Origin of the sequence: Streptomyces sp. NPDC058470 (genome assembly GCF_042721055.1) — a bacterium.
In the GTDB taxonomy this organism is placed as follows: Bacteria; Actinomycetota; Actinomycetes; order Streptomycetales; family Streptomycetaceae; genus Streptomyces.
Map to the genome: position 1 here is coordinate 34716 of NZ_JBHXMF010000014.1, position 16822 is coordinate 51537.

The following is a 16822-nucleotide window of genomic DNA, read 5'->3' on the forward strand; positions in this document are numbered from 1 at the left end:
CTCCCGCTCATCCCGGTGACCGCGTCGCGTACGCGTATCTGATGCGGGCCCCGCAACCTTTCGAGGTGCGGGGCCCGTTGCCGTTTGCGGGAGATGCGGCCACCGGTGCCGCACGCCGGAGTTAGCGTGGACCTCACGGGGCGCACAAGGGGGCACGGACGATGCACAGAACGGTGGGGCGAGGGGTACTCCCGATCGCACTGATGGCCGCGTTGACCACGGTCACCGCCTGCGGTTTCTGGGGGGACTCGGACAGCCACGCCGAAGAGACCCCCGCCGGGAGTGAGCGTGCCGACGCCGGTTCGGTGGCCGCGCTGCGGACCGCGGAGAAGGCCACCGGCAAGGCAGGTTCCGCCAGGATCACCTCCACGACGGTCATGGGCGACATGCTCTCCATGGAGACGGACGGCACCCTCGGCTGGTCCGGCGCCTCGACCGGCAGGCTCCGGCTCACCTACACGGGCGGTCAACTGGCCGAGACCATGCGGAAACTGGGCAGTACGTCGATGGAGGCCCGCCTGCTGCCCGACGCCTACTACGCGAAGGTCGGCGACGGGTTCGCGGCCCAGATGAACGGCAAGCACTGGATCAAGTACGCCTACGACGACCTGGAGAGCCTCCCGGGAGGCTCGGGGACCTACCTGAAGGAGCAACTCGCGAACACCGCCCCGGTGCCGCCGGTCAAGCTCCTGCTCGTCTCCAAGGACCTGCACAAGGTCGGCGAGGAGGAGGTGCGCGGCGAGCGGACCACGCACTACTCGGGCACGGTGAACGTGGCGGACATCAAAGGTGCCGACGCCCTCAAGGAGCAGCTGGAACAGGCCGGCGTCACCGCGGAGACGGTCGACGTCTGGGTCAACGGGGACGACCTGCTGGTCAAGAAGGTCGAGAAGGGCAAGCTGACGAGCGGCTCGATGTCCGCGACGGCCTACTACAGCGAGTACGGCGTGCGGGTCTCCGCGCAGGAGCCCCCGGCGAGCGACACCGCCGACTTCAAGGAGCTGCTGCAGTCGCAGGGTGCCACGCAGTGAGCGCCGCGGGGCGTCACCCCCTGAGGGCGCCGGACCGAGCCGGTGAGCACTGCTTACGGGCGGATTTGCCTGACGCGCGGCCGCTCACGTACTCTTCCGGAGAAGCCAAAGACCGCTGGTCGTTGTCTTGTGCTCGCAAGAGGACAGGGTGACCGAAGGATCCGCTGAAACTGCGGACGACCCGCGTAGGTGACTGTGGACATGCTCCTGGAATTCTCCCAAGGAATTCAAGTTGAGCTACGCCCCGTGCGCCTGCGCCGGGGCGTTTCGTTTTCCTCAGCCCCTTCTGAGCGGTCCTCATCACCCGGAAGGAGGCCACGCTTATGGCAAGGCCCGACAAGGCTGCCGCGGTAGCCGAGCTCGCGGACCAGTTCCGTAGCTCGAATGCCGCTGTGCTGACCGAATACCGGGGTCTCACCGTGGCGCAGCTCAAGACGCTGCGTCGTTCGCTCGGTGAAGACGCCCAGTACGCCGTGGTGAAGAACACGCTGACCAAGATCGCGGCCAACGAGGCCGGGATCTCTACGCTCGACGACCTGTTCAACGGTCCGACGGCGGTCGCCTTCATCACCGGTGACCCGGTGACGTCGGCGAAGGGTCTTCGTGACTTCGCCAAGGACAACCCCAACCTCGTCATCAAGGGCGGTGTCCTTGACGGCAAGGCACTGTCCGCCGACGAGATCAAGAAGCTCGCGGATCTCGATTCCCGCGAGGTTCTGCTCGCCAAGCTGGCGGGTGCCTTCAAGGGCAAGCAGTCTCAGGCTGCCTCGCTCTTCCAGGCGCTGCCGTCGAAGTTCGTCCGCACTGCGGAAGCGCTTCGCGTCAAGCTGGACGAGCAGGGCGGTGCCGAGTAATTCGGCTCGCGCATTGACCGCCGTCTGAGGCGACGGTCGCAGCGGGCCGAACGTACGCCCGCCTCACCAGTACATACCGGCACCTGCCGAATTAGTGGAAGGACGCCATCATGGCGAAGCTGTCCCAGGAAGAGCTGCTCGCGCAGTTCGAGAACCTCACCCTCATCGAGCTTGCCGGGTTCGTGAAGGCCTTCGAGGAGAAGTTCGACGTCACCGCCGCCGCCGCGGTCGCCGTCGGTCCCGCCGCCGCCGCTGCGCCGGTCGAGGCCGAGGCCGAGCAGGACGAGTTCGACGTCATCCTCACGGGTGCCGGCGAGAAGAAGATCCAGGTCATCAAGGTCGTGCGTGAGCTGACCTCGCTGGGTCTGAAGGAGGCCAAGGACCTCGTCGACGGCGCTCCGAAGCCGGTCCTCGAGAAGGTCACCAAGGAGGCCGCCGAGAAGGCTGCCGAGTCCCTCAAGGGCGCCGGCGCCGGCGTCGAGGTCAAGTAATACCTCGCGAGTCCCCACCGGACTCCAGCGCGCTGGCACAGCCGCTCACGTAGCGCTGTAACGCTGACGCACCGAAGAGCGATCACCCAACTGGGTGGTCGCTCTTCCGCGTTCCTGGGGGTCCGCAAGCGGCTGCCTTGCGCTGGTGGTCGCGACGAGTAAGGTGATCTTCGTTGTGCCTCCGGCCGCCCCAGTGACGGGCTGCAAGACAGGCTGTGCGTGACAATCGCTGCACTCGGTTTGGGCATGGGGGGCCTTGACGAACCGCACGCAGCGCGCAATTCTCAGGACGCGTCGTCACAACGATCCGGATCCGAGGCATGGATCGGTGGCGAAGAGGGCAGTATCGATGTGCATCGAGGGCGTGGCTTGCAGCAGGGGTTGAGAACAACGAGGGTCTTCAAAAACCCGCACTGGACATCAGTGGGCCTAGTGGCTACACTGACCCTTTGCGCTGCCTGTTAGCTGCCTCCTGCCCGTCACCAGGGGCATACTCGTGTACGAACACTGGGGAATGGATCGTCTCTGACCTGGCCTTTTCTGGCCGATTCGGGAACGCCTCAACTCTGTGTCCGACATGGGACCGGTACGCGCGTAGTGAGTCCGAGCCCTCGGAAGGACCCCCTCTTGGCCGCCTCGCGCACTGCCTCGACCGCGAATACGAACAACGGCGCCAGCACCGCCCCGCTGCGCATTTCCTTTGCAAAGATCAAGGAGCCCCTCGAGGTTCCGAACCTTCTTGCGCTGCAGACCGAAAGCTTCGACTGGCTGCTCGGCAACGCCTCGTGGAAGGCTCGTGTCGAGGCGGCTCTGGAAAGTGGACAGGACGTCCCCACCAAGTCCGGTCTTGAGGAGATCTTCGAGGAGATCTCTCCGATCGAGGACTTCTCAGGGTCGATGTCCCTGACGTTCCGCGACCACCGCTTCGAGCCCCCGAAGAACTCGATCGACGAGTGCAAGGACCGTGACTTCACGTACTCCGCGCCACTCTTCGTCACCGCCGAGTTCACCAACAACGAGACCGGCGAGATCAAGTCCCAGACGGTCTTCATGGGCGATTTCCCGCTCATGACCAACAAGGGCACCTTCGTCATCAACGGCACCGAGCGTGTCGTCGTGACACAGCTGGTCCGTTCGCCGGGTGTCTACTTCGACTCCTCCATCGACAAGACGTCCGACAAGGACATCTTCTCGGTCAAGGTCATCCCGTCCCGGGGTGCCTGGCTGGAGATGGAGATCGACAAGCGCGACATGGTCGGTGTCCGCATCGACCGCAAGCGCAAGCAGTCCGTCACCGTTCTCCTGAAGGCTCTCGGTTGGACGACCGAGCAGATCCTCGAGGAGTTCGGCGAGTACGAGTCCATGCGCGCCACCCTGGAGAAGGATCACACCCAGGGCCAGGACGACGCGCTGCTCGACATCTACCGCAAGCTGCGTCCCGGCGAGCCGCCGACCCGTGAGGCCGCGCAGACTCTGCTCGAGAACCTCTACTTCAACCCCAAGCGCTACGACCTGGCCAACGTCGGCCGTTACAAGGTCAACAAGAAGCTGGGCGGCGAAGCCCCGCTGGACGCCGGGATCCTGACCGTCGAGGACATCATCGAGACGATCAAGTACCTGGTGAAGCTGCACGCCGGTGAGACCGAGACCGTTGGTCCCAACGGCGCCTCGATCGTCGTCGAGACCGACGACATCGACCACTTCGGCAACCGTCGTCTGCGCAACGTCGGCGAGCTCATCCAGAACCAGGTCCGCACGGGTCTGGCTCGTATGGAGCGCGTCGTCCGCGAGCGCATGACGACTCAGGACGTCGAGGCGATCACGCCGCAGACCCTGATCAACATCCGGCCGGTCGTCGCCTCCATCAAGGAGTTCTTCGGCACCAGCCAGCTGTCGCAGTTCATGGACCAGAACAACCCGCTGTCGGGTCTGACCCACAAGCGCCGTCTGAACGCGCTGGGCCCTGGTGGTCTGTCCCGTGAGCGGGCCGGCTTCGAGGTCCGCGACGTTCACCCGTCGCACTACGGCCGCATGTGTCCGATCGAGACCCCTGAAGGCCCGAACATCGGTCTGATCGGCTCGCTCGCCTCCTACGGCCGGATCAACGCGTTCGGTTTCGTCGAGACCCCGTACCGCAAGGTCACCGGTGGTGTCGTCACCGACGAGGTCGACTACCTCACGGCTGACGAAGAGGACCGATTCGTCATCGCGCAGGCCAACGCGCCGCTCACCGAAGAACTCCGGTTCGAGGAGTCCCGCGTGCTGGTCCGCCGTCGTGGCGGAGAGGTCGACTACGTCCCCGGTGACGACGTCGACTACATGGACGTCTCGCCGCGCCAGATGGTGTCGGTCGCGACCGCCATGATCCCGTTCCTCGAGCACGACGACGCCAACCGTGCCCTGATGGGCGCGAACATGATGCGTCAGGCCGTGCCGCTCATCAAGTCCGAGGCGCCGCTGGTCGGCACCGGCATGGAGTACCGCTGCGCGGTCGACGCCGGTGACGTCCTGAAGTCGGAGAAGGACGGTGTGGTCCAGGAGGTCTCCGCGGACTACATCACCACCGCCAACGACGACGGTACGTACACCACGTACCGCCTCGCGAAGTTCTCCCGCTCGAACCAGGGCACCTCCGTCAACCAGAAGGTTGTCGTCGACGAGGGTGACCGGGTCGTCGCCAGTCAGGTTCTGGCCGACGGTCCGGCGACCGAGAACGGCGAGATGGCGCTCGGCAAGAACCTGCTCGTGGCGTTCATGCCGTGGGAGGGTCACAACTACGAGGACGCGATCATCCTGTCGCAGCGCCTCGTACAGGACGACGTCCTCTCCTCGATCCACATCGAGGAGCACGAGGTCGACGCCCGTGACACCAAGCTCGGCCCCGAGGAGATCACCCGGGACATCCCGAACGTCTCCGAGGAGGTCCTCGCCGACCTCGACGAGCGCGGCATCATCCGTATCGGTGCCGAGGTCGTCGCCGGTGACATCCTCGTCGGCAAGGTCACGCCCAAGGGCGAGACCGAGCTGACCCCCGAGGAGCGCCTGCTCCGCGCGATCTTCGGTGAGAAGGCGCGCGAAGTGCGCGACACCTCGCTGAAGGTGCCGCACGGCGAGATCGGCAAGGTCATCGGCGTCCGCGTCTTCGACCGTGAAGAGGGCGACGAGCTGCCGCCGGGCGTGAACCAGCTGGTTCGTGTCTACGTGGCGCAGAAGCGCAAGATCACGGACGGTGACAAGCTCGCCGGCCGCCACGGCAACAAGGGCGTCATCTCGAAGATCCTGCCGATCGAGGACATGCCGTTCCTGGAGGACGGCACCCCGGTCGACATCATCCTCAACCCCCTCGGTGTCCCGTCCCGAATGAACCCGGGACAGGTCCTGGAGATCCACCTCGGCTGGCTCGCCAGCCGCGGCTGGGACGTCTCCGGGCTCGGCGAGGACTGGGCGCAGCGCCTCCAGGCCATCGGCGCCGACAAGGTCGCTCCGGGTACCAACGTCGCCACCCCCGTCTTCGACGGTGCGCGTGAGGACGAGCTGGCCGGCCTGCTCCAGCACACCATCCCGAACCGCGACGGCGACCGCATGGTGCTCCCGACCGGCAAGGCAAGGATGTTCGACGGCCGCTCCGGCGAGCCGTTCCCGGAGCCGGTCTCGGTCGGCTACATGTACATCCTGAAGCTCCACCACCTGGTCGACGACAAGCTGCACGCCCGCTCGACCGGTCCGTACTCGATGATCACCCAGCAGCCGCTGGGTGGTAAGGCCCAGTTCGGTGGCCAGCGCTTCGGTGAGATGGAGGTGTGGGCGCTTGAGGCTTATGGCGCCGCGTACGCCCTCCAGGAGCTCCTGACCATCAAGTCCGACGACGTCACCGGCCGCGTGAAGGTCTACGAGGCCATCGTCAAGGGCGAGAACATCCCAGAGCCCGGCATCCCCGAGTCCTTCAAGGTGCTCATCAAGGAGATGCAGTCCCTGTGCCTCAACGTGGAGGTGCTGTCCTCGGACGGCATGTCCATCGAGATGCGCGACACCGACGAGGACGTCTTCCGCGCGGCGGAGGAGCTCGGCATCGACCTGTCCCGGCGCGAGCCGAGCAGCGTCGAAGAGGTCTGACGGGAGTCCGGCGGGCTCAGGGATGAGCCCGCCGGCCCCAGGACCCCCGTATCAGACCCCTAAGACTTACAACCCTGAGAGGGATTGACGCATAGTGCTCGACGTCAACTTCTTCGATGAGCTCCGGATCGGTCTGGCCACCGCTGACGACATCCGTCAGTGGAGCCACGGCGAGGTCAAGAAGCCTGAGACCATCAACTACCGCACCCTCAAGCCCGAAAAGGACGGACTCTTCTGCGAGAAGATCTTCGGTCCGACCCGGGACTGGGAGTGCTACTGCGGCAAGTACAAGCGCGTCCGCTTCAAGGGCATCATCTGTGAGCGCTGTGGCGTAGAGGTCACTCGTGCCAAGGTGCGCCGTGAGCGGATGGGCCACATCGAACTGGCCGCGCCCGTCACCCACATCTGGTACTTCAAGGGCGTTCCGTCGCGTCTTGGCTACCTGCTCGACCTCGCTCCGAAGGACCTGGAGAAGGTCATCTACTTCGCGGCGTACATGATCACGTACGTCGACGACGAGCGTCGTACGCGTGACCTGCCCTCGCTGGAGGCGCACGTCTCCGTCGAGCGTCAGCAGGTCGAGAACCGTCGCGACTCCGACCTCGAATCCCGTGCCAAGAAGCTTGAGGGCGACCTGGCCGAGCTTGAGGCCGAGGGCGCCAAGGCCGACGTACGCCGCAAGGTGCGCGAAGGTGCCGAGCGTGAGATGAAGCAGCTGCGTGACCGTGCGCAGCGCGAGATCGACCGTCTCGACGAGGTGTGGAGCCGGTTCAAGAACCTCAAGGTCCAGGACCTGGAGGGCGACGAGCTCCTCTACCGCGAGCTGCGCGACCGCTTCGGCACGTACTTCGACGGTTCGATGGGTGCCGCGGCGCTGCAGAAGCGCCTGGAGTCCTTCGACCTGAACGAAGAGGCCGAGCGGCTTCGCGAGATCATCCGTACCGGCAAGGGCCAGAAGAAGACCCGTGCGCTCAAGCGCCTGAAGGTCGTCTCCGCGTTCCTGCTGACCAGCAACAAGCCCAAGGGCATGGTCCTCGACTGTGTCCCGGTCATCCCGCCGGACCTGCGTCCGATGGTGCAGCTGGACGGTGGCCGCTTCGCGACCTCCGACCTGAACGACCTGTACCGCCGCGTGATCAACCGCAACAACCGTCTGAAGCGACTCCTTGACCTCGGCGCCCCCGAGATCATCGTGAACAACGAGAAGCGCATGCTTCAGGAGGCCGTCGACGCGCTCTTCGACAACGGCCGTCGTGGTCGCCCGGTCACGGGCCCCGGCAACCGTCCGCTGAAGTCGCTGTCGGACATGCTCAAGGGCAAGCAGGGTCGTTTCCGTCAGAACCTGCTCGGCAAGCGTGTGGACTACTCCGCGCGTTCCGTGATCGTCGTCGGTCCGCAGCTGAAGCTGCACCAGTGTGGTCTGCCCAAGGCCATGGCGCTGGAGCTCTTCAAGCCCTTCGTGATGAAGCGGCTCGTGGACCTCAACCACGCGCAGAACATCAAGAGCGCCAAGCGCATGGTCGAGCGCGGCCGCACGGTCGTGTACGACGTCCTGGAAGAGGTCATCGCCGAGCACCCGGTTCTGCTGAACCGTGCGCCGACGCTGCACCGCCTCGGCATCCAGGCCTTCGAGCCGCAGCTGGTCGAGGGCAAGGCCATCCAGATCCACCCGCTCGTCTGCACCGCGTTCAACGCGGACTTCGACGGTGACCAGATGGCCGTGCACCTGCCGCTCTCCGCGGAGGCGCAGGCCGAGGCCCGCATCCTGATGCTGTCCTCGAACAACATCCTGAAGCCCGCCGACGGCCGCCCGGTCACGATGCCGACCCAGGACATGGTCCTCGGTCTGTTCTTCCTGACCACGGACGGCGAGCTGCGTGACGTCAAGGGCGAGGGCCGGTCCTTCGGCTCCACGGCCGAGGCGATCATGGCGTTCGACGCCGGCGAGCTCGCGCTCCAGTCGGCCGTCGACATCCGCTTCCCGGTGGGCACCATCCCGCCGCGTGGCTGGGTGCCGCCGGTCCGCGAAGAGGGCGAGTCCGAGTGGCAGCAGGGAGACGTCTTCCGTCTCCGTACGACGCTGGGCCGTGCGCTCTTCAACGAGCTGCTGCCCGAGGACTACCCGTTCGTCGACTACGCGGTCAGCAAGAAGCAGCTCTCCGAGATCGTCAACGACCTCGCCGAGCGCTACCCCAAGGTCATCGTGGCGGCGACGCTCGACAACCTGAAGGCGGCCGGCTTCTACTGGGCGACCCGTTCCGGCGTCACCGTGGCCATCTCCGACATCGTCGTTCCCGAGGCGAAGAAGGAGATCGTCAAGGGCTACGAGGCGCTGGACGAGAAGGTCCAGAAGCAGTACGAGCGCGGTCTGATCACCAAGGACGAGCGCACGCAGGAGCTCATCGCGATCTGGACCAAGGCGACCAACGAGGTTGCCGAGGCGATGAACGCGAACTTCCCGAAGACCAACCCCATCTTCATGATGGTTGACTCGGGTGCCCGAGGAAACATGATGCAGATGCGTCAGATCGCCGGTATGCGTGGTCTGGTGTCGAACGCCAAGAACGAGACGATCCCGCGCCCCATCAAGGCCTCCTTCCGTGAAGGCCTGTCGGTGCTCGAGTACTTCATCTCGACTCACGGTGCTCGTAAGGGTCTGGCCGACACCGCCCTGCGTACCGCCGACTCGGGTTACCTGACCCGTCGTCTGGTGGACGTCTCGCAGGACGTCATCATCCGCGAGGAGGACTGCGGCACCGACCGCGGCCTCAAGCTGAAGATCGCGGAGCGCGGCGCGGACGGTGTGCTGCGGATGGCGGAGAACGTCGAGACCAGCGTGTACGCACGTGCGCTGGCCGAGGACATCGTCGTCGACGGTGTGGTGCTGGCTCCGGCCAACACCGACCTGGGCGACGTCCTCATCGACGAGGTCGTCAAGCACGGCATCGAGGAGGTCAAGACCCGCTCGGTCCTGACCTGCGAGTCCGCCGTCGGCACCTGCGCCATGTGCTACGGCCGTTCGCTGGCCACCGGCAAGCTGGTCGACATCGGTGAGGCGGTCGGCATCATCGCCGCCCAGTCCATCGGTGAGCCCGGCACGCAGCTGACGATGCGTACCTTCCACACCGGTGGTGTGGCCGGTGACGACATCACCCAGGGTCTGCCCCGTGTCGTCGAGCTCTTCGAGGCTCGTACGCCCAAGGGCGTCGCCCCGATCTCGGAGGCGGCCGGCCGCATCCGTATCGAGGAGACCGAGAAGACCAAGAAGATCGTCGTCACCCCGGACGACGGCAGCGACGAGACGGCGTTCCCGATCTCGAAGCGTGCCAAGGTCATGGTGCGTGAGGGTGACCACGTCGAGGTGGGCCAGAAGCTCACCTTCGGTGCCACCAACCCGCACGACGTGCTGCGGATCCTCGGTCAGCGCGCGGTCCAGGTCCACCTGGTCGGCGAAGTCCAGAAGGTCTACAACTCGCAGGGTGTGTCGATCCACGACAAGCACATCGAGATCATCATCCGGCAGATGCTGCGCCGTGTGACGATCATCGAGTCGGGCGACGCGGAGCTGCTGCCCGGCGAGCTGGTCGAGCGTTCGAAGTTCGAGACCGAGAACCGTCGTGTGGTCCAGGAGAGCGGTCAGCCCGCCTCCGGCCGTCCGCAGCTGATGGGTATCACCAAGGCCTCGCTCGCCACCGAGTCGTGGCTGTCGGCGGCGTCCTTCCAGGAGACGACCAGGGTTCTGACGGACGCGGCGATCAACGCCAAGTCCGACTCCCTGATCGGCCTCAAGGAGAACGTCATCATCGGCAAGCTCATCCCGGCCGGTACGGGCCTGTCCCGCTACCGCAACATCCGGGTCGAGCCGACCGAGGAGGCCAAGGCCGCGATGTACTCGGCCGTCGGCTACGACGACATCGACTACTCGCCGTTCGGCACCGGCTCCGGCCAGGCCGTCCCGCTGGAGGACTACGACTACGGTCCGTACAACCAGTAAGGCGTACGTCTGCCGAAGGGCGGCCACTCCGTTTCGTACGGGGTGGCCGCCCTTCGGCGTGTCATTGCGTGTCGTCGGTGGGCCCAGGGCCTGTACGGGCCCTTCAGTGGCGCTGAGGGCTGTTCTGTGACCCGCTCGCCCTACGGAATCTATGGAATCCCCAACTCGAAGATCACGTAGTGCGCGTACCACCCCGATGCCACCGCGGCCGTCGTGAAGAACACCAGCAGGGTCGGCAGCTTGAGGCGGCTCATCGCGGCTGCCGGGGCGAGGAGCAGGGGGAAGCAGGGGAGCAGGTAGCGCGAGGTGTTGCCGAACATCTGCTGGGTGCCCAGGACGGAGACGATGCCGGCCAGCGTGTAGGCGACCAGCACCAGGGGCGGTCGCTTGCGCAGCATCAGTGCGATCAGGAAGGGCAGGGCCAGCACCAGTTGTACGGCGAGCAGGTCCGGGACGCTGAACGCGAAGATGTAGTCGTGCCTGCCGACCGCCGTGTTGCGCAGGACGTCGTACGTGTAGTGGCCGAAGTCGAAGTAGTGCGCCCACCCCTCCTTCTGGAGTGTGAAGTACGCCGTGAGGTCGCCCATGCTGAGGCCGACCCAGGTGATGTAGGTGAGCAGGCCGAGCGGCGCGGCGAAGATGGCGTACACCGGGCCCGCGACTCCGTGTTCTCGTCTGCTCTCGCGCCGGGCGAGCGTGACCAGCGCGGCCAGTCCCACGGCGCCGATGAGCGCGGCGGACGTCGGCCTGCTGAGCCCGGCGGCGAAGGCGAGCAGTCCGGCCGCCACCCACCGGCGTTTCATCACGGCGTAGCAGCACCAGGCCGCTATCGCCACGAACAGGGACTCCGAGTACACCGCCCACTCGGTGCCGGCGCCGGGTGACACGGCCCACAGCCCGGCGGCGATCGTGCCCGCACGGGCCCCCGCGAGCAGCGAGATCACGGCGTAGACGCCGGCCGCGGCGACGAACGAGGCCAGGACCGAGACCAGCAGGCCGGACCCGAACAGGCCCAGGCCGGTGATCTCGGACACTGCCCGGATCAGACCCGGGTAGAGCGGGAAGTAGGCGACCGAGTTCTGTTTGACCGTGAACATGCCGCCCGGATCGAGCCGCTCCAGCGGGTGGGGGTCGTACCCCTTCTCCGCGACCTGGAGGTACCACCAGCCGTCCCAGCTGCCGAGCACGTCCCACCAGTGGGTGCCGCCCCCGAAGCGCGGGTTCTTCTCGTGGTACTCGTCGGCGCTTTCCAGCAGCCGGGCGAAGACGCCGAGTCCGACGAGCTTGGTGACGCCGTAGAGGATCAGGGGGGCGGCGTACGGTCGTACGCCTGCCGGCAGTGCGAGGTGGCCGGCCAGGTGGCCGCCCGGTATTCGCGATCGCCAGTCCCGCCGCTGCCGGTCCGGTATGCCGGACTCCTTCGCCGCGCTGTCGGAGATCGTGCTCATGACGGTTCCCCCCGTCCGGCCACCGACCCAGAGTGTGACTCACTGTCCCGGTGGTTGTGAACTGCCTGTACGTAAGATCGCGACAGACTCGCACATCCCGGTCCGGACCCGTCCGGAACCCCCCGTGTGCCGACCGCTGGGCATTTGTTTTGACCACAGCGAATGAGGTAGGTACGCTCATACCTTGTGCCTGGGGTGTGCCCTGGCTCCGCTGCGTGCCTTCGAACCGCAGCGGAAGTCGTAAGCGGCCACCGTGAATCTGCGCCCTTTTCGCCTTGCGGCGGGAGTCTGCAGGCTTCGACACACCCGACCGCGTGGGTCGGCGACGTTCCAGGTTAGCTTCACCATCGGCACACAGAAACCGGAGAAGTAGTGCCTACGATTCAGCAGCTGGTCCGGAATGGCCGGCAGGACAAGGTCAAGAAGAACATGACGCCCGCGCTCGAGGGTTCGCCCCAGCGTCGCGGAGTCTGCACGCGTGTGTTCACGACCACCCCGAAGAAGCCGAACTCGGCCCTGCGTAAGGTCGCGCGTGTGCGTCTGACCAGCGGGATCGAGGTCACTGCTTACATTCCGGGTGAGGGACACAACCTGCAGGAGCACTCGATCGTGCTCGTGCGCGGCGGCCGTGTGAAGGACCTGCCCGGTGTTCGCTACAAGATCATCCGTGGTTCTCTCGACACCCAGGGTGTCAAGAACCGCAAGCAGGCCCGCAGCCGCTACGGCGCCAAGAAGGAGAAGTAGAAATGCCTCGTAAGGGCCCCGCCCCGAAGCGCCCGGTCATCATCGACCCGGTCTATGGATCCCCTCTTGTCACGTCGCTCATCAACAAGGTGCTGATGAACGGTAAGCGCTCCACCGCCGAGCGCATCGTCTACGGCGCCATGGAGGGCCTGCGCGAGAAGACCGGAAACGACCCGGTCATCACGCTCAAGCGCGCTCTGGAGAACATCAAGCCGACCCTCGAGGTCAAGTCCCGCCGCGTCGGCGGTGCGACGTACCAGGTGCCGATCGAGGTCAAGCCCGGTCGCGCCAGCACGCTCGCGCTGCGCTGGCTCGTCGGTTACTCCCGCGCCCGCCGCGAGAAGACCATGACCGAGCGTCTGCTCAACGAGCTTCTCGACGCCTCCAACGGCCTTGGTGCCGCTGTGAAGAAGCGCGAGGACACCCACAAGATGGCCGAGTCCAACAAGGCCTTCGCGCACTACCGCTGGTAGTCGCTACCCCCATCGAGACCGAGAGAAGACCGAAGCCTTATGGCTACCACTTCACTTGACCTTGCCAGGGTCCGCAACATCGGGATCATGGCTCACATCGACGCGGGCAAGACGACCACCACTGAGCGGATCCTCTTCTACACCGGCGTCAGCTACAAGATCGGTGAAGTCCACGACGGCGCTGCCACCATGGACTGGATGGAGCAGGAGCAGGAGCGTGGCATCACGATCACCTCTGCTGCGACCACCTGTCACTGGCCGCTCGAGGACAACGACTACACGATCAACATCATCGACACCCCGGGGCACGTCGACTTCACGGTCGAGGTGGAGCGCTCGCTGCGCGTCCTCGACGGTGCCGTCACGGTGTTCGACGGTGTCGCCGGCGTTGAGCCGCAGTCCGAGACGGTGTGGCGTCAGGCCGACCGCTACGGCGTGCCGCGTATCTGCTTCGTCAACAAGCTCGACCGGACCGGCGCGGAGTTCCACCGCTGTGTGGACATGATCAAGGACCGGCTTGGCGCCGTTCCGATCATCATGCAGCTGCCGATCGGTGCCGAGATGGACTTCAAGGGCGTTGTGGACCTGGTCCGCATGAAGGCGCTCGTGTGGTCCGCCGAGGCGGAGAAGGGCGAGATGTACGACGTCGTCGACATCCCCGCCACGCACGCCGAGGCTGCCGAGGAGTACCGCGGCAAGCTGGTCGAGACCGTCGCGGAGAACGACGACGAGATCATGGAGCTGTTCCTGGAGGGCCAGGAGCCCACCGAGGAGCAGCTGTACGCCGCGATCCGTCGCGTCACCATCGCGTCCGGCAAGTCCAACGACGTCACGGTCACCCCGGTGTTCTGTGGCACCGCGTTCAAGAACAAGGGCGTTCAGCCCCTGCTCGACGCGGTCGTGCGTTACCTCCCGACTCCGCTTGACGTCGAGGCCATCGAGGGCCACGACGTCAAGAACCCGGAGATCGTGATCAAGCGCAAGCCGTCGGTGGACGAGCCGCTGTCCGCGCTCGCGTTCAAGATCATGAGCGACCCGCACCTGGGCAAGCTCACCTTCGTCCGGGTTTACTCGGGCCGCCTGGAGTCCGGCACCGCGGTGCTGAACTCCGTCAAGGGCAAGAAGGAGCGCATCGGCAAGATCTACCGCATGCACGCGAACAAGCGTGAGGAGATCGAGTCGGTGGGCGCCGGCGACATCGTCGCCGTGATGGGCCTGAAGCAGACCACCACCGGTGAGACGCTCAGCGACGACAAGAACCCGGTCATCCTGGAGTCCATGGACTTCCCGGCGCCGGTCATTCAGGTCGCCATCGAGCCCAAGTCCAAGGGTGACCAGGAGAAGCTGGGTGTAGCCATCCAGCGTCTCGCGGAGGAGGACCCCTCCTTCCAGGTTCACTCGGACGAGGAGACCGGCCAGACCATCATCGGTGGTATGGGCGAGCTGCACCTTGAGGTGCTGGTCGACCGTATGCGCCGTGAGTTCAAGGTCGAGGCCAACGTCGGTAAGCCGCAGGTCGCCTACCGTGAGACGATCCGTAAGGCCGTCGAGCGCGTGGACTACACCCACAAGAAGCAGACCGGTGGTACCGGTCAGTTCGCCAAGGTGCAGATCGCGATCGAGCCCATCACCGAGACCGATGGTCCGGCGTACGAGTTCGTGAACAAGGTCACCGGTGGCCGTATCCCGCGGGAGTACATCCCGTCGGTGGACGCCGGTGCGCAGGAGGCCATGCAGTTCGGCATCCTGGCGGGCTACGAGATGACTGGTGTTCGCATCACGCTTCTCGACGGTGCCTACCACGAGGTCGACTCCTCCGAGCTGGCGTTCAAGATCGCCGGTTCGCAGGCCTTCAAGGAGGGTGCGCGCAGGGCCAGCCCCGTGCTGCTCGAGCCGATGATGGCCGTCGAGGTCACCACGCCCGAGGACTACATGGGCGATGTCATCGGCGACATCAACTCGCGCCGTGGCCAGATCCAGGCCATGGACGAGCGTGCCGGTGCTCGTATCGTGAAGGGCCTCGTGCCCCTCTCGGAGATGTTCGGCTACGTCGGCGACCTCCGCAGCAAGACCTCGGGTCGCGCAAGCTACTCGATGCAGTTCGACTCCTACGCCGAGGTTCCCCGGAACGTCGCCGAGGAGATCATCGCGAAGGCCAAGGGCGAGTAACACACCCCGTTTGCACGCTTTAGGCTTGACACCGACCGCCGGGGGTTTCAACCCGGCCGAGGGACGAGCGATCGTCCCCGGGACAGAACCCCGGCGGGCGGCATCCCAGCAAAGATCACCTGGCGCCGATGAGTAAGGCGTACCAGAACCACTCCGCAGGAGGACCCAGTGGCGAAGGCAAAGTTCGAGCGGACTAAGCCGCACGTCAACATCGGCACCATCGGTCACATCGACCACGGTAAGACGACCCTCACGGCCGCCATTACCAAGGTGCTGCACGACGCGTACCCGGACCTGAACGAGGCCTCGGCCTTCGACCAGATCGACAAGGCTCCCGAGGAGCGCCAGCGCGGTATCACGATCTCGATCGCGCACGTCGAGTACCAGACCGAGACGCGTCACTACGCCCACGTCGACTGCCCCGGTCACGCGGACTACATCAAGAACATGATCACGGGTGCGGCGCAGATGGACGGCGCCATCCTCGTGGTCGCGGCCACCGACGGCCCGATGCCGCAGACCAAGGAGCACGTGCTCCTGGCCCGCCAGGTCGGCGTTCCGTACATCGTTGTCGCCCTGAACAAGGCCGACATGGTGGACGACGAGGAGATCCTGGAGCTCGTCGAGCTCGAGGTTCGTGAGCTCCTCTCCGAGTACGAGTACGCGGGCGACGACCTTCCGGTCGTCAAGGTCTCGGCGCTCAAGGCTCTTGAGGGTGACAAGGAGTGGGGTCAGACCGTCCTCGACCTGATGAAGGCCGTCGACGAGAACATCCCGCAGCCCGAGCGTGACGTCGAGAAGCCGTTCCTCATGCCCATCGAGGACGTCTTCACGATCACCGGTCGCGGTACGGTCGTCACCGGCCGTATCGAGCGTGGTGTCCTCAAGGTCAACGAGACCGTCGACATCGTCGGCATCAAGACCGAGAAGACCACCACCACGGTCACCGGCATCGAGATGTTCCGCAAGCTGCTCGACGAGGGCCAGGCGGGCGAGAACGTCGGTCTGCTCCTCCGTGGCATCAAGCGCGAGGACGTCGAGCGCGGCCAGGTCATCATCAAGCCCGGTTCGGTCACGCCGCACACCGAGTTCGAGGCCCAGTCCTACATCCTGTCCAAGGACGAGGGCGGCCGCCACACGCCGTTCTTCAACAACTACCGTCCGCAGTTCTACTTCCGTACGACTGACGTGACCGGTGTCGTGACCCTCCCCGAGGGCACGGAGATGGTCATGCCGGGCGACAACACCACGATGACCGTTTCGCTCATCCAGCCCGTCGCCATGGAAGAGGGCCTGAAGTTCGCCATCCGTGAGGGTGGCCGGACCGTGGGCGCCGGCCAGGTCATCAAGATCAACAAGTAGTCCTACTTGTTGGCTTGAACGCCTGGTAGCTCCTTCAAGAGCTCCGAGAAGGGGCCGGGGGAAACCCGGCGGTCCGGCCCGTCAGCCAATATCCGGAAAAACCCGAGTCCGGGTGTGTCCCCCGGGCCCCGGGCAACGGTGGC

Annotated in this window: 10 protein-coding genes; 9 read left to right on the forward strand and 1 reads right to left on the reverse strand. The window is 65.5% G+C overall.

All coding sequences use genetic code 11. The annotated features are described in order from the left end of the window. Positions 1 to 161: 161 nt before the first annotated feature. The 5 genes from ACFWP7_RS12675 to ACFWP7_RS12695 all read left to right on the forward strand — a co-directional run bounded on the left by ACFWP7_RS12675 (position 162) and on the right by ACFWP7_RS12695 (position 10483). The gene (locus ACFWP7_RS12675; RefSeq protein ID WP_384380362.1) at positions 162 to 1031 is read left to right on the forward strand and encodes a hypothetical protein; all 870 of its coding nucleotides are present in this window, start codon (positions 162 to 164) and stop codon (positions 1029 to 1031) included. Positions 1032 to 1354: 323 nt separating this feature from the next. Further along, positions 1355 to 1885 (forward strand): 50S ribosomal protein L10, encoded by a 531-nt coding sequence (gene rplJ, locus ACFWP7_RS12680; protein ID WP_384380365.1) that lies wholly within the window; start codon positions 1355 to 1357, stop codon positions 1883 to 1885. Positions 1886 to 1995: 110 nt separating this feature from the next. Beyond that, on the forward strand, positions 1996 to 2376 hold the full coding sequence (rplL, locus tag ACFWP7_RS12685) for a 50S ribosomal protein L7/L12 (protein ID WP_384380367.1): 381 nt from the start codon (positions 1996 to 1998) through the stop codon (positions 2374 to 2376). A gap of 627 nt (positions 2377 to 3003) precedes the next feature. Further along, positions 3004 to 6489 carry a DNA-directed RNA polymerase subunit beta gene (rpoB, locus tag ACFWP7_RS12690; protein ID WP_384380370.1) on the forward strand — a complete coding sequence of 1162 codons (3486 nt, stop codon included), beginning with the start codon at positions 3004 to 3006 and terminating at the stop codon, positions 6487 to 6489. A gap of 94 nt (positions 6490 to 6583) precedes the next feature. Continuing rightward, on the forward strand, positions 6584 to 10483 hold the full coding sequence (locus ACFWP7_RS12695) for a DNA-directed RNA polymerase subunit beta' (RefSeq protein WP_365442145.1): 3900 nt from the start codon (positions 6584 to 6586) through the stop codon (positions 10481 to 10483). Positions 10484 to 10632: 149 nt separating this feature from the next. On the opposite strand, the gene ACFWP7_RS12700 is transcribed toward ACFWP7_RS12695, so the two are convergent. Next, positions 10633 to 11931, reverse strand: a complete 1299-nt coding sequence (locus ACFWP7_RS12700) for a hypothetical protein (RefSeq protein WP_384380373.1) — start codon at positions 11929 to 11931, stop codon at positions 10633 to 10635. 372 nt (positions 11932 to 12303) lie between these two features. On the opposite strand from ACFWP7_RS12700, the gene rpsL reads away from it, so the two are divergent. The 4 genes from rpsL to tuf all read left to right on the forward strand — a co-directional run bounded on the left by rpsL (position 12304) and on the right by tuf (position 16679). Then, positions 12304 to 12675, forward strand: coding sequence for a 30S ribosomal protein S12 (gene rpsL, locus ACFWP7_RS12705; protein ID WP_050372972.1), 372 nt, complete (start codon positions 12304 to 12306; stop codon positions 12673 to 12675). A 2-nt stretch (positions 12676 to 12677) separates the two neighbouring features. Beyond that, the gene (gene rpsG / locus ACFWP7_RS12710; RefSeq protein ID WP_055517367.1) at positions 12678 to 13148 is read left to right on the forward strand and encodes a 30S ribosomal protein S7; all 471 of its coding nucleotides are present in this window, start codon (positions 12678 to 12680) and stop codon (positions 13146 to 13148) included. 39 nt (positions 13149 to 13187) lie between these two features. Next, positions 13188 to 15317: an elongation factor G gene (gene fusA, locus ACFWP7_RS12715; RefSeq protein WP_384380377.1), complete on the forward strand. Its 2130-nt coding sequence runs from the start codon at positions 13188 to 13190 to the stop codon at positions 15315 to 15317. 168 nt (positions 15318 to 15485) lie between these two features. Then, complete coding sequence (tuf, locus tag ACFWP7_RS12720) at positions 15486 to 16679, forward strand: elongation factor Tu (RefSeq protein WP_365442151.1); 1194 nt, start codon at positions 15486 to 15488, stop codon at positions 16677 to 16679. Positions 16680 to 16822: the final 143 nt, after the last annotated feature.

Bases quoted from the DNA above. Each gene is read 5' to 3' on its own strand.
- ACFWP7_RS12700 (WP_384380373.1), bottom strand. From the start codon at position 11,931: ATGAGCACGATCTCCGACAGCGCGGCGAAGGAGTCCGGCATACCGGAC.
- ACFWP7_RS12675 (WP_384380362.1), top strand. From the start codon at position 162: ATGCACAGAACGGTGGGGCGAGGGGTACTCCCGATCGCACTGATGGCC.
- rplJ (WP_384380365.1), top strand. From the start codon at position 1,355: ATGGCAAGGCCCGACAAGGCTGCCGCGGTAGCCGAGCTCGCGGACCAG.
- rpsG (WP_055517367.1), top strand. From the start codon at position 12,678: ATGCCTCGTAAGGGCCCCGCCCCGAAGCGCCCGGTCATCATCGACCCG.
- fusA (WP_384380377.1), top strand. From the start codon at position 13,188: ATGGCTACCACTTCACTTGACCTTGCCAGGGTCCGCAACATCGGGATC.
- rplL (WP_384380367.1), top strand. From the start codon at position 1,996: ATGGCGAAGCTGTCCCAGGAAGAGCTGCTCGCGCAGTTCGAGAACCTC.